The organism is Streptosporangium sp. NPDC053982 (assembly GCF_055585205.1).
Window position 1 is genome coordinate 84,113 of record NZ_JBVJKQ010000022.1, and the last position, 20,602, is coordinate 104,714.

Annotated in this window: 16 protein-coding genes; 2 read left to right on the plus strand and 14 right to left on the minus strand. The window is 72.0% G+C overall.

Annotated features, from left to right (window positions below):
* Window positions 1–18 precede the first annotated feature (18 nt).
* The 7 genes from ACZ6W9_RS33545 to ACZ6W9_RS33575 all read right to left on the minus strand — a co-directional run bounded on the left by ACZ6W9_RS33545 (window position 19) and on the right by ACZ6W9_RS33575 (window position 9,519).
* Complete coding sequence (locus ACZ6W9_RS33545) at window positions 19–1,482, minus strand: PucR family transcriptional regulator (protein ID WP_389968588.1); 1,464 nt, start codon at window positions 1,480–1,482, stop codon at window positions 19–21.
* 43 nt (window positions 1,483–1,525) lie between these two features.
* Window positions 1,526–3,391, minus strand: coding sequence for a nitrilase-related carbon-nitrogen hydrolase (locus tag ACZ6W9_RS33550; protein WP_470121360.1), 1,866 nt, complete (start codon window positions 3,389–3,391; stop codon window positions 1,526–1,528).
* Between the two features lie 386 nt (window positions 3,392–3,777).
* Window positions 3,778–4,884: an alcohol dehydrogenase catalytic domain-containing protein gene (locus ACZ6W9_RS33555; RefSeq protein ID WP_389968592.1), complete on the minus strand. Its 1,107-nt coding sequence runs from the start codon at window positions 4,882–4,884 to the stop codon at window positions 3,778–3,780.
* A complete protein-coding gene (locus ACZ6W9_RS33560) occupies window positions 4,884–6,368 on the minus strand; it encodes a purine-cytosine permease family protein (protein ID WP_389968594.1) in 1,485 nt (494 codons plus the stop codon). The genes ACZ6W9_RS33555 and ACZ6W9_RS33560 overlap by 1 nt, the downstream gene beginning before the upstream one ends.
* On the minus strand, window positions 6,353–6,520 hold the full coding sequence (locus ACZ6W9_RS33565; protein ID WP_362944408.1) for a hypothetical protein: 168 nt from the start codon (window positions 6,518–6,520) through the stop codon (window positions 6,353–6,355). Before ACZ6W9_RS33565 ends, ACZ6W9_RS33560 begins: the two co-directional genes overlap by 16 nt.
* A 317-nt stretch (window positions 6,521–6,837) precedes the next feature.
* Complete coding sequence (locus ACZ6W9_RS33570; RefSeq protein WP_389968596.1) at window positions 6,838–9,153, minus strand: phosphoketolase family protein; 2,316 nt, start codon at window positions 9,151–9,153, stop codon at window positions 6,838–6,840.
* A gap of 81 nt (window positions 9,154–9,234) precedes the next feature.
* Entirely contained in the window at window positions 9,235–9,519 is a 285-nt protein-coding gene (locus ACZ6W9_RS33575) for a DUF427 domain-containing protein (protein WP_362944404.1), read from the minus strand.
* A gap of 149 nt (window positions 9,520–9,668) precedes the next feature.
* Here ACZ6W9_RS33575 and ACZ6W9_RS33580 point away from each other — a divergent pair, with 149 nt between their 5' ends.
* Both ACZ6W9_RS33580 and ACZ6W9_RS33585 read left to right on the plus strand, forming a co-directional pair.
* The gene (locus tag ACZ6W9_RS33580; RefSeq protein WP_470121364.1) at window positions 9,669–10,718 is read left to right on the plus strand and encodes an NAD-dependent epimerase/dehydratase family protein; all 1,050 of its coding nucleotides are present in this window, start codon (window positions 9,669–9,671) and stop codon (window positions 10,716–10,718) included.
* A 168-nt stretch (window positions 10,719–10,886) separates the two neighbouring features.
* Complete coding sequence (locus tag ACZ6W9_RS33585; protein ID WP_389968600.1) at window positions 10,887–11,840, plus strand: DUF72 domain-containing protein; 954 nt, start codon at window positions 10,887–10,889, stop codon at window positions 11,838–11,840.
* 127 nt (window positions 11,841–11,967) lie between these two features.
* Here the strand turns inward: ACZ6W9_RS33585 and ACZ6W9_RS33590 are convergent, their stop codons facing one another.
* The 7 genes from ACZ6W9_RS33590 to ACZ6W9_RS33620 form a co-directional block, all read right to left on the minus strand.
* Window positions 11,968–12,282, minus strand: coding sequence for a WhiB family transcriptional regulator (locus tag ACZ6W9_RS33590; RefSeq protein WP_362944398.1), 315 nt, complete (start codon window positions 12,280–12,282; stop codon window positions 11,968–11,970).
* 136 nt (window positions 12,283–12,418) lie between these two features.
* On the minus strand, window positions 12,419–13,864 hold the full coding sequence (locus ACZ6W9_RS33595) for a DUF2254 family protein (protein WP_470121366.1): 1,446 nt from the start codon (window positions 13,862–13,864) through the stop codon (window positions 12,419–12,421).
* A gap of 337 nt (window positions 13,865–14,201) precedes the next feature.
* On the minus strand, window positions 14,202–15,866 hold the full coding sequence (locus ACZ6W9_RS33600; RefSeq protein WP_389968604.1) for a catalase: 1,665 nt from the start codon (window positions 15,864–15,866) through the stop codon (window positions 14,202–14,204).
* Window positions 15,867–16,032: 166 nt separating this feature from the next.
* Window positions 16,033–16,425 (minus strand): ChaB family protein, encoded by a 393-nt coding sequence (locus ACZ6W9_RS33605; protein ID WP_389968606.1) that lies wholly within the window; start codon window positions 16,423–16,425, stop codon window positions 16,033–16,035.
* Between the two features lie 127 nt (window positions 16,426–16,552).
* On the minus strand, window positions 16,553–17,638 hold the full coding sequence (locus ACZ6W9_RS33610) for a DNA topoisomerase IB (RefSeq protein ID WP_470121369.1): 1,086 nt from the start codon (window positions 17,636–17,638) through the stop codon (window positions 16,553–16,555).
* Window positions 17,639–17,701: 63 nt separating this feature from the next.
* Window positions 17,702–19,174: a YVTN family beta-propeller repeat protein gene (locus ACZ6W9_RS33615; protein WP_470121371.1), complete on the minus strand. Its 1,473-nt coding sequence runs from the start codon at window positions 19,172–19,174 to the stop codon at window positions 17,702–17,704.
* The gene (locus tag ACZ6W9_RS33620; protein WP_470121373.1) at window positions 19,171–20,274 is read right to left on the minus strand and encodes a YVTN family beta-propeller repeat protein; all 1,104 of its coding nucleotides are present in this window, start codon (window positions 20,272–20,274) and stop codon (window positions 19,171–19,173) included. The genes ACZ6W9_RS33615 and ACZ6W9_RS33620 overlap by 4 nt, the downstream gene beginning before the upstream one ends.
* Between the last annotated feature and the right edge of the window lie 328 nt (window positions 20,275–20,602).

Here is a 20,602-nt window from a genome sequence, read left to right on the forward strand (position 1 = left end):
GCAGTGTCGCCATGAGCACTATCCGCGACGCGCCAGCGTCGCCATCAACAGAGCGAGGGCGAGGCGGTCGGTGGGTGAGTCCAGGTCCAGGCCGGTCAGGTTCGCCAGGCGGCGCAGCCGGGCGCGCAGCGTCTCGCGGTGCACGCCCGTCGCGGCGGCGGCCGGGTCCCAGTGGTGGTTGGCCGCGACCCATGCCCGGGCGGCGGCGATCAGCGTCTCGCCATCGGCCGCCTCGGTCACGGGCGCGAGCAGCGCGTCCGCGAACCGCTCCGCCTCGGGTGACGCCAGCAGCCGGTCCAGCTCCATCGCGGGCGTGTCGGCGTAGCACACCGCCGGCCGGTCGGGGCGGGTCAGCTGGGCGGCCAGTCCGGACTCGCGGATACCGGCCGGGATCCCGTCGAGCGGCTTGGGCGTGGCGATCCCGGCGCGGGCGCCGTCGAGCAGGGATTCCAGCCGTTCCTCGGTGAACCCTGGGATGACGAGCACGACCGTGCCGGACCGGCCGTCGCCCGCCGCCCAGCCGCCGGCCGCCACGATCCGTTCGGCGGCGCGGCGGCGGCCGGAGCCGACCAGCGTGACGGCTGCGAACTCCCCGGGCAGCGGCAGGTCCGCCACCGCGGCCACCCGCGCGGCCGAACGGGCGTCGCCCTCGGCCAGCAGCCCGGCGACCGTACGGCGCAGCTCGCGTTCTCCGCCCCGGTCGAGCACGGTGAGCAGGGCGGCGGCGGTGCCGATGATCCCGGCGGCCCACATGGGCCGCTCGCCGACCGCGAGCGCGCCGACGCAGAGCGTGCCGCGCCGGCCGCGGGCCGGGCCCAGCGGGACCGCGGTCACCGGCACCCCGTCCAGCTCGACCTGAAGGATGTGCCGCCCTGATCGGTCGCCCTGGCGGGCCAGATCGGTGAGCGCCTCGGCGGCGGGGCCTGCGCCGGTGGGCGCGCGCAGTGCCACGGCGTGCCCGGCGTCCAGCACGGCGACCCAGCCGTGCAGTTCCCGCGCCAGCCGGTCGGCCACGGCCTGCCGTCCGGCGTATCCGGCCTCGGCGAGCTGCTGCTGCACTTTCCTGGCCTGCTCGGCCTCGCGCCGCGCCTCGGTGGCGTTCAGGTCGGCCACGGCCCGGTCCACCGCGACGAACGGCGTGCGGCTCGGGACCTCGATCAGCGTCAGCCGGTGGCGGCGGGTGGCCTGGACGATCTCGGCGGGGACTTCGGGGAACCAGGGGTCGAGGCCGAAGCCGACGGCTCGGGCTCCGGCCTCGGCGAGCCGGGCCGCCCACCGCTCGGCCGTCGCGGCGGGGTCGGCCTGGTCGCACAACCACATGCCGCTGGTCAGCAGCAGTTCGGCGCCGTCGAGCCAGGGTGTGGGGTCGGGTTGCTCGGACACCGCCACCCAGCGCACCGGCTGGTCGAGCCCTTCGTGGCCCAGGACCACCCGCAGTCCGAGGCGGGCGTTGGCCAGCAGTCGCCGGATCGTCACCGCCATGGCTTTCCACCGCCCTCCGCGCGGCCGCCCCGGCGGCCGCCGGTCAGCGGGGCCGTCGCAGCATCTCCGCGCCGAACAGGTCGGTCCGACGCCGTGCCAGCTGCGGTTTCACCGCGCACGTCTCCCCCGCGCCGTTCGTGCCCCGCACCGCGCACCGCAGTCTCGTCCAGCCTATCCCCGTGTTCAGCGCCTCCTCGCGGGGCACCGTGACATGGTCGGGGCCGAAGACGCCGCCGGGCGTCACGCCGGCGTTGGCCAGGGCGATCCAGATGTGGGAGTCCCCGGCGCGCAACCGGGCGGGGTGGGCGAAGGCGGGTTCGGGGTCGCGCAGTACGGCCGGGTTCAGCGGGACCCGGGTGCCGGGGAAGGGCACCGGATACGGCCAGTCCACCGCGGCGGGCACCGCGAGGACGTCGGCGCCGAGCACCGCGAGCACCCGTGAGGGTTCGAAGGGCTCCAGTTCCTCCCCCGCCAGCAGCCCGAGGGAGCCCCACGGCCGGGTGACGGCCATCGGCGGCTCGTCGCCCGGCTCGGCCCAGGCGGCGTGCGCGCCCAGATGGGTGACGTGGCGGCGGGCGGCCTCTCCGCCGGGGGTGACGAGCGTGACCGCGTACCGGACCGGACCCCGCGGGCCGTCCGCGCCGCCCGGGTCGTCCGCGATCTCCGTCCCGCGAGCGATCTCCGCGCCCCTCTCGTCGTCGCCGGGTACGGCCAGCGCGGTCACCGCTTCGCAGCGGTGCCGTTCGCACCAGGCGCGCAGTTCCTCCAGCGCGGGCCGGGCCCGGCCCGGGTCGGGGACGCCACCGGTCAGGTGGAAGGCGGGCAGCACGGCGAGGTCGGTGCCCTCGGGCGGAGCGGGCAGATCACCGGCGGGCCCGGCCAGTACGGCGACGCCCACCGTCCGCCCCTCTCCGGCCCCGGCCCCGGTCGTGTCCCCGGTCTCGAATACGGTCCCGGTCCTGGACACGGTCTCGGTCTCGGTCTCGGTCTCGGTCTCGGTCTCGACTGAAGACGCCCCGCCGGGCGAAAACGCCCCACCGGACGAGGGCACACCGCCGGGTGGCGTGGTCAGCGCCTCGCGGTCGGCGCGCGGCCAGACGGTCGAGCGGGCCAGTGGGCCGTACTCCGCCGGCCGCCGGGCGGCCAGCCGCCGGTGGCGCGCGGCGGCCGCGGCGTCGAGGTCGAGGGTGGCGACGACGAATCCGGAGCCGTCGTCCAGGGCGGCGGCGACGGCCCCGGTGTGGTCGAGCACGCAGCTTCCGCCGCTGAACTGGAAGGAGTTGCCGGCGAGGGTCTCGGCTCCGGCCTGGTCGGCCGCGACCAGCGGCAGGCCGTTCTCCCAGGCTCGCAGTCGCCAGGTGGCGCTGGGGCCGGGTTCGGCCACCCAGGCGGTGGGCAGCGCGATCCAGTCGGCGCCGCGTAGCGCGGCGTACCGGGCCGGCTCAGGGTAGTCGGCGTCGGCGCAGATCAACGGGGTGACACGGCCCGCAGGGGTGTCCCACACCGGCGGCGGCAGGTGACCGTCGACCGCCCACAGGGGGTCGGCGACGAACGCCTGGGCCTTGCGGTAGGAGCCGGCCGGCCCGTCGGGGCCGATGAGCACGCACGTGTTGTGCAGGGTGCCCAGATCGGGGTCGAGTTCGGGCATGCCGAGCACCAGCCAGGCCCCGGTGGTACGGCACAGCCGGGTGAGCCGCCGCACAGACGGCCCGTCCACCGGCTCGGCGAAGGGCCGCACATGCTCCTCGGAGGACCACAGGTAGCCGGTCAGGGCCATCTCGGGGGTCACGACCACCCTCGCGCCGACCGCGGCGGCCGCGGCGGTGAGGTCCTCGATCGCCTCCAGGTTGGCGGCGACGTCGCCGTGCGCCGACCGGAGCTGAACGGCCCCGAGGGTGACCGTGTTCATTGCGACGCTGGCGCGTCGCGGCTCGGGGGCTCTTACCCGGCGTCTTCCCTCGTCGTTCACTCGCTGCGCTCCCTGTTCATGGCGACGCTGCGCGTCGCGGCTCGGGGCTCTTGACCCGATGTCTTCCCTCGTCACTCCGCCGCTCCGCGGCTGCGCTCCTCAGTCCAGACACCGGCGCCCCTCGCGGCGCCCCTCAGTCCAGACACCGGCGCCCCGTACTCATGGCGACGCTGACGCGTCGCGGCTCGGGGGCTCTTACCCGGCGTCTTCCCTCGTCACTCCGCCGCTCCGCGGCTGCGCTCCTCAGTCCAGACACCGGCGCCCCCGAGCGGGCGGGTCCAGACGCCGGCGCCCCCTCGCGGGGCCGTGAGGGGGCGGGGGTGGTGTCAGTCGAAGACGATGACGCTGCGGGTGCGGGTGCCGTCGCGCATCGCGTCGAACGCCTCGTTAACCTCGTCGAGCCGGATGCGGTGCGAGATGAGGGAGTCCAGCGGCAGCCTACCCGCGAGATAGAGCTCGGCCAGCCGCGGGAAGTCCAGGCTCGGCACGGCTCCGCCGTAGTTGGAGCCGATGAGGGTCTTGCCCGTCTCGGCCAGTTCCAGCACGTCGATGCCGGCCTTGGCCCCCTCGGGCGGCAACCCGACGAGGACCCCGACGCCGCCGGACGCCAGCAGCGACGGCAGCGTCTCGATGGTCTCGACGCGGCCGATCACCTCGAAGGCGTAGTCGGCGCCGCCGCCGGTCAGCTCGGACACCTGGGCGGCGACGTCGTCGCCGGCGCGCAGGGTGTGGGTGGCGCCGAAGGAGCGGGCGGCGGCCAGCTTCTCCTCGGCGGTGTCCACCGCGATGATCGGGTGGGCCCCGGCGAGTGCCAGGCCCATGATCACCGCCAGGCCCACGCCGCCGCAGCCGACGACGACGGCCGAGGAGCCGGCGGGCACCCTGGCGTTGTTGACGACCGCTCCGACACCGGTGGTGATCGAGCAGCCGATCAGGCTGGCGACGTCGAACGGCACCTCGGAGGGAATGCGGACCGCGGCCGACTCGGGCACGACGGTGTACTCGCTCATCGTGCCCACCGCGAGGTAGGGGTAGACGACGCCGTCGCCGTCGCCGTCGCGCAGCCGGGTGGTGCCGTCGGGCAGCAGGCACTCGGGCGCCCGGGTGCCGGTGCACGCCCACGCCTTGCCGGCCGCGCAGGCGCGGCAGCGGCGGCAGGGGTAGTACCACGACAGGATGACGCTGTCGCCGGGGGCCACATCGGTGACGCCCTCGCCGACCGCCTCCACGATGCCGGCGCCCTCGTGGCCCATCACCGTCGGGGAGGGAAGGTTCCACTCGCCGTCCAGGACGTGCCGGTCGGAGCCGCACACGCCGGAGGCGCCGAGCCGTACCAGGACCTCGCCGGGGCCGGGGTCGGCCACCTGGATCTCCTTGATCTCCAGGCGGTTGCCGCGGCCGTCGTGCACGGCCGCCAGGGCGGTTCTGGACATCAGGACTCCTTCTGCGCGGTGGCGGGGGCCGCTCCGGCGGCGGGGACGACGGGGGCGGCGGGGGCGGCGGGGGCGAGGTGCCGGCGGTTGAGCGCGCGGCTGAGGACGATGTGCGAGACCGCGGCGACGATCACGGCGGGCACCGAGGCGGTGAGCCAGTTGAAGGCGGGCTGCGTGTCGAGGGTCTGCGGGTTGTACAGCACCACGTAGGCGACGGCGCCCAGCGCGGTGGAGATCAGCCCGGCCAGGTTGAAGCCGCCGGTGAAGTGGTACGGGCTGGCGGCGCGGTGCGCGTACAGGCCGCGCAGGTCCAGCCGCTGGCGGCGCACCACGAAGTAGTCGGCGATGACGGTGCCGCAGATCGCCGCAAGGAAGGCGCCGCTCCAGGTGACGAAGACCAGGAACCGGTCGTACAGCAGGTTCGGCCAGAAGCTGATGATCGCCGGGAGCAGGAAGAAGCCTCCGGTGAGCCATTCCCAGCGGAATCTCGCCAGCATCTCGCCGCCTGCCTGCCGTAGCGCCAGGCAGGTGGAGTAGACGATGGAGGTGAGGCTCGTGAGGTTGGCGAAGGCGATGAACAGCAGCGCCAGCATGCCGAGCCACTTGCCGCCGAGGGGGACCATCCACACGGTGGGGTCGGGGTCGCCGAGGGTCAGCGCGGCGGCCATGCCCACGACCTGGGCCACGATCGTCGCGCCGAACAGGCCGATGAAGCCCGGCCACAGGGCGCTGCGCGGGCGGTCGGTGAGGCGGGCCAGGCTGCCCATGACCGGCCACCACGACAGGCCGACGCCGAGGTTGAACTCGACGGCGAGGGCGAAGTTCAGTCCCTCGCTGGGGAACGGGTTCAGCGGCTGGGCCGCAAGCAGGTCGTTCCACGAGGTCTTGGTGAGCACCAGCACGATCATGCCGACGGTCAGCACGGCCAGGCCGGGTGCGACGATGCGGTTGAGGAAGCGCATCGTCAGCGGGCCCTTGGCCAGCACGATCCAGGCGATCGCCAGCGCGAGGAGGGCCAGGATGGTCACCGGCAGCGCGTTGGGGCCGATGTCGGTGCCGAACACCTGGTTGGAGACCTGCGTGGTGGCCCGCCCGAACATGACGCCGAGCAGCGCCGACCAGCCCATCTCGGTGAAGAGCACGACGGTGAACACCAGGACGGCGACCCCGCCGAACCCGAACACGCTGCGCAGCAGCGTGTACTGCTCCACGCCGTAGCGCTGGCTGGAGACGACGCTGCCCAGCAGCATCACGGCGACGCCGATGGCGTTGCCGATGATCATCGCTGCCAGGCCCTTCTGGAAGCCCACCAGCGCGGCCGTGGAGCCGCCGACGAGGAACGCCCACGTCGCGATCGCCAGGCCGACGTTCACCCAGGTGAAGTCGGTGAAGTTCCAGACCCGCTCGCCGCGCAGCACGGGCAGCGACCCGAAGGTCGCCTCCCTGGTGACGTCTTCCTCGGCCGACATCAGGCCATCACCCATCCGGCGATCGTCATGGCCACGACGATGGCGGCCAGCAGCCACAGGTCGGCCGCGGCGAGGGGCGCGTGCGCCGGGTCGTCCGACTCGTCGTGTTCGAGGGCGACGAGCCGTCGGTCCAGCTCGGCCCGCAACGCGGAGTCCTTCACATCCATGCGGTCATCCTCCAAGAACGGTCACCCGGCGGCCCGGGGCGTCTCTCGCGGGCGGGCCTCGTGCGACACGGAACTCGTCCGGCGGTCAACTCACCGTAGAAGGAGGTTCGAGAAGATGTCCCCGCTGCATTTCCGCTGGTCAGGCGATGGCGGTGGCGGGTTTACCGTATGGCGGGGCCGCCGGGGCGGCCCCCGAACGGCCGGCCCCGGCGGTCATGGGTCGCCGGCCGTACGGAGGACCGGCACCCGGCCGCCGGTCCTCCGTACGGTGTCCTCGCGGTACGGCGTCCTCGCCGTACGGCGGCCGACCCGGCGGGTCAGTAGGGCCAGGCCCAGTCGCGGATGTCGGCCGGGTCCTCGCCGTGCTCGCGGGTGTGGGCGCGGGCGCGCAGGCGCTCGTCGGCCATCCGCTGGCGCAGGTGGGCGGCGGTGGAGCCGAGGCCGGGAACCCGGTCGACGACGTCCATGACCAGGTGGAAACGGTCGATGTCGTTGAGCATCGCCATGTCGAAGGGCGTGGTGGTGGTGCCCTCCTCCTTGTAGCCCCGGACGTGGATGTTGTCGTGGCCGTTGCGGCGGTAGGTGAGCCGGTGGATCGACAGCGGGTAGCCGTGGAAGTTGAAGATGATCGGCCTGTCCGTGGTGAACAGCGTGTCGAACTCGGCGTCGGTCATGCCGTGCGGGTGCTCCGACGGCGGCTGGAGCCGCATCAGGTCCACGACGTTGACCACCCGCACCCGCAGTTCGGGCAGGTGCTCGCGCAGCAGCGCGACGGCGGCCAGGGTCTCCAGCGTCGGCACGTCCCCGGCGCAGGCCATGACCACGTCGGGCTCGGACCCCTCGTCGGTGGAGGCCCACTCCAGGATGCCCAGCCCCCGGGTGCAGTGCGCGATCGCCTGCTCCATGGTGAACAGGTCGAGCACCGGCTGCTTGCCCGCCACGACGAGGTTGACGTAGTCGCGCGAGCGCAGGCAGTGGTCGCCGACCGACAGCAGGGTGTTGGCGTCCGGCGGCAGGTAGATCCGCACCACCGAGGGCTTCTTGTTCATCACCACGTCGAGGAAGCCGGGGTCCTGGTGGCTGAAGCCGTTGTGGTCCTGACGCCAGACGTGCGACGACAGCAGGTAGTTCAGCGAGGCGATCGGCCGCCGCCAGGGGATCTTCTGTGACGACTCCAGCCACTTGGCGTGCTGGTTGAACATCGAGTCGACGATGTGGATGAACGCCTCGTAGCAGTTGAACAGTCCGTGCCGGCCGGTCAGCAGGTAGCCCTCCAGCCATCCCTGGCACAGGTGCTCGCTGAGGACCTCCATCACCCGGCCCTCGGGGCCGAGGTTCTCGTCGGTGTCGAGGATCCGCGAGTCCCAGGCCCGGTCGGTGACCTCGAAGACGGCCGACAGCCGGTTGGAGGCGGTCTCGTCCGGCCCCATCAGCCGGAAGTTCTCGGGGTTGGCGGCGATGACGTCGCGCAGCAGGGCGCCCAGCACCCGGGTCGGCTCGGTGAGCTGCGTCGCCGGGGCCTTGACCTCGACGGCGTGGTCACGGAAGTCGGGCAGCGTGAGCGGGCGCAGCAGCTCGCCGCCGTTGGCGTGCGGGTTGGCGCTCATCCGGAGCGGCCCGGCGGGCACCGTCTCCAGCACCTGCGGCACGGGCCGGCCGTCGGCGCCGAACAGTTCCCCCGGCCGGTAGGAGCGCATCCACTCCTCCAGGGCGTGCCGGTGGTCGGCGTTGTCGCGCACCCCGGTCAGCGGCACCTGGTGGGAGCGCCAGGTGCCCTCGACCGGCAGGCCGTCCACCTCGCGGGGGCCCGTCCAGCCCTTGGGTGTGCGCAGGATGATCATCGGGAGGCGTTCGGCGCGGCCGTCCCTGAACTCGGCGATCTCGTCGAAGACCCGGTCCAGGGTCTCGGCCATCAGCGGGTGCATGACGGCCGGGTCGTCGCCCGCGACGACGTGCGGGCGGTAGCCGTACCCCTCCATGAGCTTGATCAGCTCTTCCTCGGGGATGCGGGACAGGACCGTCGGATTGGCGATCTTGTAGCCGTTGAGGTGGAGGATCGGGAGTACGGCGCCGTCCCGGGCGGGGTTGAGGAACTTGTTGGAGTGCCAGCTCGTGGCCAACGGGCCGGTCTCGGCCTCGCCGTCGCCGACCACGCAGGCCACCACGAGGCCGGGGTTGTCGAAGGCGGCGCCGAAGGCGTGGGCCAGCGAGTAGCCCAGTTCGCCGCCCTCGTTGATGGAGCCGGGCACCTCGGGCGCGACGTGGCTCGGGATGCCGCCGGGGAAGGAGAACTGCCGGAACAGCCGCCGCATCCCCTCGGCGTCCTGCTGGATGTGGGGGTACCTCTCGGTGTAGGTGCCCTCCAGCCAGGAGTGCGCGACCGCCGCCGGGCCGCCGTGGCCCGGGCCGATGACGTAGATCATGTCCTGGTCGCGCTCGGTGATGATCCGATTGAGGTGGGCGAAGCAGAAGTTCAGCCCCGGCGTGGTGCCCCAGTGGCCCAGCAGCCGGGGTTTGATGTCCTCGGGCCGCAGCGGTTCGGACAGCAGCGGGTTGTCGAGCAGGTAGATCTGCCCGACGGACAGGTAGTTGGCCGCCCGCCAGTAGGCATCGACGTGAGCGAATGCATCCATACCACCGACAGTTCCTCCGGGGCGGGCTTCGAACCCTCATCGGCCCGGCTACCTTACGGTGAACCGGGCCGGCGCCGGGTGTCAGCCGGTGACCTCCACGCCCCTCCAGAAGGCCACCCGTCCCTTGATCTGGGCGGCCTCGGGCTTGGGGTCGGCGTAGAACCACGCCGCGTCGGGGTTCTGCTTTCCGTCCACCTCCAGCGTGTAGTAGTTCGCCGTCCCCTTCCAGGGGCATACCGTGGTCGTCTCCGACGGCCTCAGGTACTGCGGGAACACCGACTCGATCGGGAAGTAGTGGTTGCCCTCCACCACCCGGGTGTCGTCGCTCCGCGCGATGATCTCGCCGTTCCACCGTGCTGTCGCCATGCCTCCAGGCTGACACATCTCCGCTCCGAGGTCCCGCGCGGACCTCCCTCCGGTGGGAAGGCGTCGCGAAGCCCTGCCGCCCTGCCGCATACGGCAAAGCCCTCCCCGGGTACGGGTTCGATCGCCCATGCCGGGGCAGTCCCGTACATATGCGCGTAGTAGTCGTCGGCGCCACCGGGAACGTGGGCACCAGCACGGTGTCCGCCCTGGCCGCCGATCCCGAAGTCACATCCATCGTCGGCCTGGCCCGCAGGATCCCGGACTGGAGCCCCGACAAGACGACCTGGCACTCGGTGGACGTCTCCACCGGCGACCTGGACACGCACCTGGCGGGAGCGGACGCCGTGGTGCACCTGGCCTGGCTGTTCCAGCCCACCCGGAGCCCGGTCACGACCTGGCGCTCCAACGTGCTGGGCAGCATCCGGGTGTTCGAGGCGGCCGCCCGGCAGAAGATCCCCGCCCTGGTCTACTCCTCCTCGGTGGGCGCCTACTCCCCTGGCCCGAAGAACCGGCCGGTCGGCGAGGACTGGCCCACCAACGGCTGGCCCGGCGCCGCCTACGGCCGGGAGAAGGCCTATGTGGAGCGGGTGCTCGACATCTTCGAACGGGACCATCCGGACACCCGGGTGGTGCGGATGCGGCCGGGCTTCGTCTTCAAGCGGGAGGCGGCGACCGAGCAGCGGCGGCTGTTCGGCGGGCCGTTCATCCCCCAGCGACTCGTCCGGCCCGGCCTGATCCCCTTCGTCCCGGACAATCCGGGCCTGAGGTTCCAGGCGGTGCACGGCGAGGACGCCGGCGAGGCATTCCGGCTCGGGGTCACCCGGCCGGTGTCGGGGGCCTTCAACCTCGCCGCCGAGCCGGTCGTCGAGCCGTCCATGCTGGCCGAGCTGCTGGACGCCAGGCTGCTGCCGGTGCCCGACTGGGTCCTCAGGGGAACGGCGGCGACCGCCTGGTACGCGCGGCTGATCCCGGCCTCGCCCGCCCTGGTGGACATGGTGCTGAAGATGCCGGTCATGGACGTCACCCGGGCCCGTACCGAGCTGGGCTGGCAGCCCCGCCACACCGCGGCCGACGCCCTGCGGGAGCTGTTCGAGGGCCTGCGGGGCGTCGAGGGCATGGAGACCCCGCCGCTGTCGACGGAGACCGGCGGCCCGGCGCGGACCGGCGAGCTGAGCACCGGGATCGGCAGGCGGCCGTGACCGCGGCGTCCCGGGCCGTCGCCCAGGACGCCGGCCCGCCCATGTCAGGGCCTGCCGCCTCCGGCCCGGATCCGACCGGAGGCCCCGGCGTGGCGCCGGTGACGGAAGGCCTCCGTTGGGATCCCCGGGACGGGTGACGCGGCCGCGCCGCGGGGCAGGGATGCGGGCATGACGACACCGCCCTCCTTCCCGCACGCCTCCCCGCCGCCCGCCGCCCGGCGGCCCGGGGCGGGCCGGATCCTGGCCGGCACGGCCTCCTGGACCGACCGGTCGCTGCTGGAGTCGGGCTGGTATCCCGAGGGGGTCTCCACCCCGGCCGAACGGCTGGCCTACTACGCCTCGCAGTTCCCGATCGTCGAGGTGGACGCCACCTACTACCACCCGCCCGCCCAGCGGACGGTGGAGGCCTGGCGGGACCGGACGCCGCCGGACTTCACCTTCAACATCAAGGCGTTCTCGCTGCTGACCGACCACCCCACCCCGCCCCGGTCCCTCTACGCCGACCTGCGCGACCGCGTCGGGACGGCCAAGCGCAACCTCTACCTGCGCGACGTCGGCCCGGAGATCACCGAGGAGGTCTGGCAGCGGTTCCTGTCGGCGCTGGCGCCGCTGCAGGAGGCGGGCAAGCTGGGGGCGGTCCTGTTCCAGTTCCCCCCGTGGTTCACCATCGGCGCGGCCCAGCGGCGCTACATCCTCGACTGCGTACAGCGCTGCCGTCCGATGCGCGTCTGCGTGGAGTTCCGCAACCGGACCTGGATGGAGCCGGAGGGCAACCGCGAGGAGACCCTGGAGTTCCTCGCCTCGCACGAGATCCCCTACGTCTGCGTCGACATGCCCCAGGGGCACCCGTCGTCGGTCCCGCCGGTGCTGGCCGTGACCTCCGCCGACCTGGCGGTGGTCCGTCTGCACGGTCACTCCGAGCGGTGGGCGGACGGGACGAAGGAGGAGCGCTTCGCCTACCTGTACTCCGAGGAGGAGCTGGCGCGGTGGGCGGAGAACGCCCGGCTGCTGTCGGCTCGGGCCGCCGCCACTCACGTGATCTTCAACAACTACTGGGGTGACGGCTCACAGCGCAACGCGGCGCGGCTGGCCGAGCTCACCGGCCGGGAAGGGCCGGGCTGAGGGGACCCGGGCGAGGAGGCCCGAACCGAGAGGCCCCGGCGAGGGCTCGGCGTGTGGGGAACCCTCCCCGTGAGGCGGGGACGAAGGAAGGCCGCCCCGCCGGGGGCGGCGGACCGCCGGGGGCGGGTCAGTTCCGGCCGGCGGCACCCGCCCTCGTCCTCGTCCCGGCCTTCGCCGCGGCTCTGCGGCGCACCACCGCCAGCGCCCTGCGCTCGTCGGGGGTGGTGCCGCCCCAGATCCCGTCCATCTGCTGGGTGTTCAGGGCGTAGTCCAGGCAGCGCCGCTTGACGGGGCAGCGGCCGCAGACGGCCTTGGCCTGCTCGCACTGCGCCCGGCCGGGGCCTTCGAAGGAGACGGGGAAGAAGAGCTCCGGGTCCTCCTTCAGGCACAGGGAGCGGCGGGACCAGTGGATGATGGGCACGACGTTGCTCTGTACAGACATAGACGATCCAATGACAGTGAAAGATGTAATGATTCACGACTCGGCTTCCGGGTCGCGTTCCCACTCGGCATGCGTTCATACCTTTTAAGGCGAAAAATCACGCTAATTTGCCAGTTGTTTCCGCGCCTCTGCCCGTCTAACGGAACCGGAACGACATCGGGCCGGTCGGCGCCTGGTCGTCGAAGGAGCCGGCCATGTCGTCCTCCTCCCCCAGCCCGCTCTCCCTGGCCAGCCTCGGCCCCATCTCTCGCACCTCGTCGGCCAGGTCCTCCTGGCCGATCGCGTCCAGCGCGGCCCGCAGCTTGGCCAGGCCCTGTCCCATCTCCACGCTCGCCACATGCGACAGCGTCGCGGGCAGCGCCCGCTGCAGGCTCCTGACCGCCACGTCGCGGTCCCGGCCCTCCAGCTGCGGCAGGATGTCGGCGAGGGTGGACAGCGCCGCCGCGCACGTCTGATGCTGCCGGGAGGAGGTGCTCACCACCACCAGGTCCACCAGCGCGGTGACGATCCGCCGCTGCGCCACGTCCTCGTAGACCACCGGCAGCGGCCCGCCGTACAGTTCGGCGTCCGGCACGCCCGCCGCCGCCCACCGCGCCGACAGGTCCCGCAGGGCGCCGATCGCCGCCACCGCCACGTCGGGGTTCTGCCGGGTGGAGTTGGCGGCCCAGGCGACGTGACCGAGCTGCTCGACGGCATGGTCGGGGTCGACGCCGGCGTTACGGGACCGGTCGATCGTGACGCACGACAGGACGTTGTCGGCGACGTGGGCGCGGTGCCCGGCCTCCCCGCCCCGGATGTGGGCGACGGTGTCGCCGTAGGCGAGCAGGTCGCCGATCCGCACCCGGAACTCCACCTCGATCTCGTCCCCGGTTCCGCCCAGCAGCTCCTGCAGGCGGGCCGTACCGATGTCGATCACGTAGCCCGTCTCGCGAGTGGTCACCGGGGTCGGCTCACCGTCCAGCGTCCGCCTGCGGCGGGAGCGGGCCACCAGCGGCATCTGGCGCATCCTGGCCCGGATGGCGAGGTCCTGGATCGAGCGCACCACGGAGGTGGGCCGCATCTGGTCGATCACGCCGTAGCCCATGAACACCAGCAGGACCAGCGCCCCGGCGGCCAGCGTGACCGCCAGCATCGCCCCCACCCCGACCCACTCCGGGCGTGAGACGGCCATCACGAGGTAGGTGAAGGTCGCGCAACCGGCGAAGTAGCCGAAGTACGCCTGGTTGGCTCTGCGCCGCAGGAACTGGTCGAAGACCACCGGCGCGACCGAGGTGGACGTGTGGGAGATCGCCACCAGTAGCGCCGACAGCGTGAGCGTGGTCACCGTCACCAGGCCCGAGGCGATCACACTCAGCATCCTGAGCAGGTTGGCGTGCGGGAACAGCCGCAGGAAGACGTCGTGGACGACCCCGTGCGACCTCGACAGGGCGATGTCGGCGAAGACCGACACCGCGGCCAGCCCGACGAACCCGACCACCATCAGCAGCGGCGTGAACAGGAACTCCGTAGCGGACAGCCGCCAGCGGACCCGCAGGTCCTGGGTGGGCGGCACGAACCTCTGGAGATGGGGGGATTGGGGCACCGAGATCGTCTGCCCCGGCGCAATGGCGGCAAACTCCGCGAAACGCCCGCGAGGGGGCGCCGGTGTCTGGACTGAGGAACGCAGGAGCGAAGCGACGGAGAGACGAGGGAAGACACCGGCTCAACAGCCCCCGAGCCGCGACGCGCAGCGTCGCAATGAGCCCGCGAGGGGACGCCGGTGTCTGGACTGAGGAACGCAGGAGCGAAGCGACGGAGAGACGAGGGAAGACACCGGTTACCAGCCCCCGAGCCGCGACGCGCAGCGTCGCAATGAGCCCGCGAGGGGGCACCGGGCCCGGCGCCCGGACCTCTCGTCCGGCCGCCGGATCCGGCGGCCGTCAGGCCGTCTCGGCCATCCGCGCCCGCTCGTTGGGCACGCCGTGCGTCATCTTCAGGCCGTTCACGTCACGCGGCCCGTTCTTGCCCAGGTTGGACAGCCGCTCCAGCTCCTCCTCGCTCAGGTCCTGGGTGGCCAGCGGCTCCAGATGGGCGACGTCCTCCGGCCCGATCCCCAGCCCCTCGCCGACGCGCAGGCCCAGGTCGTCGTCGACCATCAGGAAGTGCCAGACCATGCGCTCCTGGATGGGACGCTCGGCCTGCGACAGCATGGTGACGAAGTTCAGCACCAGGTCGTCGCGCTCCCACTCCTCCATCAGCGTGTAGCGCTGACCGGCCTGGGTGTAGTCGTCGGTCCGCGGGATGCGCTTACGGGTCAGCCGCCCGGAGACGACCGGCCCCTGCTCGTCGTGGGTCGGGTACTGCGCCTCACGCAGCCCGCCGGTGATGGACGGCTCGTAGTTGACGTGCGGGTTCTCCCCCTCGCCGTCGACGTAGTAGGCCATCTGGCCGTCGCGCTGGTTGGTCCGCACCCTGGCGTTCTTCGCCTGGTTCACCGGCAGCTGCAGGTAGTTCGGCCCCACCCGGTAGCGCTGGGTGTCGCTGTAGGAGAACGTCCGGCCGACCAGCATCTTGTCGTCGGAGAAGTCGAGCCCGTCGACCAGCACGCCGGTGCCGAAGGAGATCTGCTCGTTCTCGGCGAAGTTGTTCTGCACGTTGCGGTCGAGGACCATCCGGCCGACCGGCAGCGCCGGGAACTCGTTCTCCGGCCAGACCTTGGTGTCGTCCAGCGGGTCGAAGTCCAGCTCGGGGTGGTCGTCGTCCGACATGATCTGCACCAGCAGCTCCCACTCGGGGAAGTCACCGCGGTCGATGGAGTCACGCAGGTCCTTGGTGGCGTGACCCAGCTCCTGCGCCTGCACGGCCGCCGCGTCCGCCGCCGTCATGCTCCGCACGCCCTGCTTGGGCATCCAGTGGTACTTCACCAGGTGCGTCACCCCCTCGGCGTTGACCCACTTGTAGGTGTTGACCCCGAAGCCCTGCTGGTGCCGGTAGTCGGCCGGGATGCCCCGCGGGCTGAACAGGTTCACCAGCATGTGCATGCTCTCCGGCGTCTGCGACATGAAGTCGAAGATCCGGTTGGGCTCCTGCCGGAACGTCACCGGGTCCGGCTTGAGCGCGTGGATCACGTCGGGGAACTTGATGGCGTCCCGGATGAAGAAGACGGCCAGGTTGTTGCCGACGAGATCCCAGTTGCCGTCCTCGGTGTAGAACTTCACCGCGAACCCGCGCGGGTCGCGGGCCGCCTCCGAGGAGTCGCGGCCGCCGATCACCGTGGAGAAGCGCACGGCGACGTCGGTGCGCTTACCCGCCTCCTGGAAGAGTTTCGCCCTGGTGAACCGGCTGATCGGCTCGTCACCCAGCTTGCCGTACGCCTCGAAGAAGCCGTAGGCGGTCGTCCCCCGGGCGTGCACCACCCGCTCGGGGATGCGCTCCCGGTCGAAGTGACTGACCTTCTCCAGGAACTGGTAGTTCTCCAGGGTCGCCGGGCCCCGCGCGCCGATCGTGCGCTGGTTCTGGTTGTCATAGACCGGGTGTCCCTGCCGATTCGTCAGCGTCGGGTGCTCGTCACCCGGCTGCGACCCCATGCTCGACACGTCCGTCATGACGTCATTCCCTTCCGTGTGGCGATCACTTCGGCGTACCGAGCCTGTCGGCACACGGAGTCCCCATGTCCGGCGGTGTGCGATTTATAGCGGAGAAGGAAAAGAATCTCCGTAACACAGAGACCCGCGTGAACGGCGCACGGCCGTCACGCGGGCATCCGGCCCCTCAACGGGACTTCGCCGTGGCCCTCCGGTTGGCCTTCTTGATCGCGTCCACCAGCTCCTCCTTGCTCATCGAGGAGCGTCCGGACACGTCCAGGCGCTTGGCGACCTCGTACAGGTGCTGCTTGGACGCAGCCGCGTCGACCCCCTCGGCGGTCTTGCCGCGCTTGGGAGTGCTCTTGGCCGCCTGGGAGTCGGAAGGCCCCTTGCGGCCCTTCTCCTCCCAGTGGTCGCCGACCTTCTCGAAGGAGTGCTTCAGCGCCGAGAACGCCGTACGGTGCGCCCGCTCCCCCTCGCCGTAGGTCTCCACCGCCGAGTCATGGGCCTTGCTCCAGGTCTCCTGCGCCTTCTTGGGAGAACGCCGGATGGTGGACGGCATTTCCTTCCGTGCCGGCATCGGAATCACCTCTTCCCCTCTTTCCCCTCTTCCCTCGGCTCCCTGCCCGCGTCACCGCCTTTCATGCGACCCCGCCTCCCACCCGGCGCCGGCTCCCGTACGGCCTGGCTCCCGTACGGCCCGGCCCTCACGCGTTCCCGGCTTCCGCGCGGCGCCGGCGCCGGCGCCTCTCGCGACGCGCCTTCTCACGGGCCCTCCCGGCCGAGTCCCGCAGCAGGGAGATCACCGCCCGCTCCACGCCGCCGTGCGTGGCCAGCTGCCCGAAGGCCGCGTCGGCGCCGAGCCTCCCGAGGGCCGGCCCGATGGTCCGCCCCCTCTCGTACGCCTCGATGACACGCGGGTCGATGTAGGAGGCGCGTGCGACGGCCGGGGTGTTGCCCAGATACCCCGCCACCTCGTTCACCACCCGGCTCACCGCCCGCCTCCGCCCGGTCCTGGACCGGGCGCGGACGGAGACCGCCAGCCCCACGGCCGCCAGGACCGTCCCGTGCCAGGTACGGAAATCCTTGGCCGAGACCTCCGCCTCCAGCATCTCGCGCAGATAGGCGTTGATGTCGTCGCTGCGCACGTCCACCCAGCGGGAACCGTCCCGGTAGCGCAGCAGCTCCCCCTCCTCCGCGGCCCGGTGCAGGGCGGTGACCACCTTGCACACGTCCGCGTCCATGATCTCCACCTCCCGCTGCTTGCCGCCCTTGGCCGGATAGGAACAGACGACATGGCCCGCCGAACAGGTGACGTGCTCCATGCGGAGCGTGGCCAGCCCGAACGACTCGTACGCCTCCCCGCCGACCCGGAAGAAGCCGATGTCGAGCATCCGGGCCGCGGCCGCCAGCACCCGCTCCCGCGTCAGCCCCCGCTGCCCCAGATGCTCGGCGACCCGCTCACGGAACCGCGGCAACCGCTCCGCCATCTCCACCACCCGGTCGAACTTCAGCCGGTCCTGCTCCCGGCGCCAGTCGTCGTGGTAGCGATACTGACGGCGGCCCGCGGTGTCGGTGCCCACCGCCTGGATGTGCCCGTCGGGCCGGCGGCAGATCCACACGTCGGTCCAGGCGGGCGGAAGCACCAGCGCCCGGATCCGGTCGAGGGTACGGCGGTCACGCACGGGACGGCCGTCCGCGTACCGGTAGCTGAACCCGCGGCCCCTGCGCCGGCGCACGATGCCGGGTTCCGCGGGATTGCTCTGGCGAAGTTCGGTCACGGTAACGCCCATACCCTGCTCATTGCGACGCTAGCGCGTCGCGGCTCGGGGGCTCTTACCCGATGTCTTCCCTCGTCACTCCGTCGCTTCGCTCCTCCGCTCCTCAGTCCAGACACCGGCGCCCCCGAGCGGGCTCTTCCGGCCTCCTCGGTTTGGATGGCGGTGCGCTCCTCGATTGGGGTGGACGGCTCGGTTGGGGTTGCTGGGGTGGCCCTCGCGGGAACGGCTGGGGGATGGTTTTCGGGGAGATGAGGGACGGGGGTGGCGGTAGCGGTGGTGTTTGCGGGTTTTGTGGGTCAGGGTGATGGTCTGGCGTTGGTGTTGGACGGAGCGGATCTCCGCCCGGCCGCGACCGGTCTGGCGGCCGCTCTGGCGTCCCGTCGTCCCCTCGTCCCGGACGGCGGTCGGCACGGTGGACGGTGCGGTGGGCCGTGCGATGGGTGGTGCGATGGGTGGGCCGTACGGCTCCCGGCCCCGGCTCCCGCGGCCGGTGGGACGGCCGGGGATCCAGCTGATGGTCAGGTCGAGGGGGGTCTTCCCCACAGGGATGGCGGCGACCACCGCGCCGGTCCGGGGATCCACCACCGACACGGTGCTCCTGTCGGCGTTGGCGACGTAGACCCGGGAACCGTCGGCGGTGACGTCCAGCCCGTAGGGTGAGCCGAAGACCTTGAACATGCCGACCTGCGCACCCTCCCGGGTGTCGATCGCCGACACCGCGTCCAGGTATCCGCTGCTGGTGTAGAGGCGCGTCCCGTCGGAGGTGATCGTCAGGTTCCGGGGGATCCGCTTGACCTCGATGACACCGGTCACGGTGTCGGTCGCGGTGTCGATCACCGACACGGTGTTCTCCTTGACGTCGGTGACGTAGACGCGGCGGCCGTCGGGGGTGATCGCCATCCCGAAGGGGCGGGGACCGACGCGGATGGTGCCGACGACGGTGTTCGTCGCGGTGTCGATCACCGCCACGGTGCCCGCGGCGAGGTCCGAGACGTAGATACGGCGGCCGTCGGGGGTGATCACCATGTAGAGGGGGGTCGGTCCGATGGGAATGGAGGCGAGGACGACGTTCGTCGCGGTGTCGATCGCCGACACGGTGCCCCCGCTGAAGTCGCCGACGTAGACACGGCGGCCGTCGGGGGTGATCACTATCTTGGAGGTCAAGTTACCGGTCTTGATACTCGCGGTGACGGTGTTCGTCGCGGTGTCGATCACCGACATGGTGCCCGTGCCGAATCCGGTGACGTAGGCACGTCTCCCGTCCGGTGCGATCGCCACCCCGCCCGGAGATTGGCCGACCTTGATGGTCGCGATGACGGCGCGGGTCGCGACGTCGATCACCGAGACGGTGTCCTCACCGAAGTTCACCACGTAGGCGACCTCCCGGACGCCCGTGCCCGGCTCAGGCAGGGCGGGAGCCGCGGCCGGCACCGTCAGGACGGTCACCGCGACCGTGAAGACGATCACCCGCCACGCACAGGACGCCCACCCGGTGACCCGGCATCGTCCGAACGGCTCGGGATGGCGGCTTCCCATCGTTCTGCTCATCGAGCGAGCCCCACTTCGACGACGTCATGCCTTTTACGCCCGCGCGCCGCCCCGCCGGAGACGCGACGGCGTGTCCCTGGCTCTTCGATCCGAACTTTTGACCGGCCGTCGACGTGTCGCCGACCGCGCGGCCGGTGACCGCCGTCCAGCACGGTGTCCTGGCGCTGCCGCTGGACGGAACGGACCTCCATCCGGCTTCTCCCCTCTTCACCCACCTCTCCTCCACCCGCTCCGTCGTCCCGCCGCCCGGCCGTACCGGCACCCTGGAGGCCGGCGCGATCGCGGTCCCGCCGCCGGACCGGGCCGCTCGCCGGTGTCCCGTTCGGAGCGATGAAGGCGTTGATGATCCGTCCGACGGCCAGCCCGACGGGTGCGTCCCCGACCTGGATGGTCGTGATGACGGTGTTGGTCTCGGCGTCGATGACCGACACGCTGTCGTCGCTGTTTGCGGCGACATAGACCCGGGAGCCGTCGGGGCTGACGGCGACCCCGCGGGGGTCCCTGCCGACCTGGACGACGGCGACGGTGGTGGCGGCGGCGGTGTCGATCACCGCCATGGTGTCGAAGTACGCGCTGGTGACGTAGACGCGGGAGCCGTCGGGGCTGATCCCCATGATGCGCGGCGACCTGCCGGCGTCGATGTCGTCGACGACCGCACCGCTCCTCAGGTCGATCACCGATACGGTGCTCGACCCCAGGTTGGCGACGTAGGCGCGGGTCCCGTCGAGGCTGATCACCGCTGTGAAGGGGGCCTCCCCGACAGGGAGGACGGAGACGACGGCGTCGGTCGCGGTGTCGATCACCGACACGGTGTCGTCGCCGTTGTCGGTGACATAGAGACGGGAGCCGTCGGGACCGACCGCCGCCCTGATGGGCGTCCTGCCGACCGGAATCGTGGCGATGATCCGGTCGGTCGCGGTGTCGATCACCGAGACGCGATCCGAAGCGGACTCGGTCACGTAGAGAGGCTTCCGGGGAGGCCCGGGCCGGACGGGCCGGACGTCCGCGGTCCCCGTCCCCGTGGGCAGGGCGTCCACGGCCTGCGCGGACGGGAGAGCGACGACGACGGCCGCGGTCAGCGGGATGACGGCTCCGCGCACGCGCGACCACCACCCCCGGAACGGTCCCGGGCGGCCCGTCCTCCCTCTGCCGCCCCCGGACTTCCCCCGCATCCGGCCTCCACCTCACCGATGAGCACGGCATTCCTATCCGGGAACGGTGATCCCCCACAGCACGACGCACCGTACGCGGCCTTGCCTTTCCTGCGGCTCGCCCCGCCCATGGACGTGCCGGTCTCCCGCGAGGAGAAACGGTACGGCGAGCCTCCCGGCCCGGTTCCGCGCCTGCGACCCCTGGGAGCGGGCGGCCTCCTCCACGGGCTGAGGCCCGGTTCCGCGCGTGCGGCTCCGGTCGGGACCGGCTTCCCGG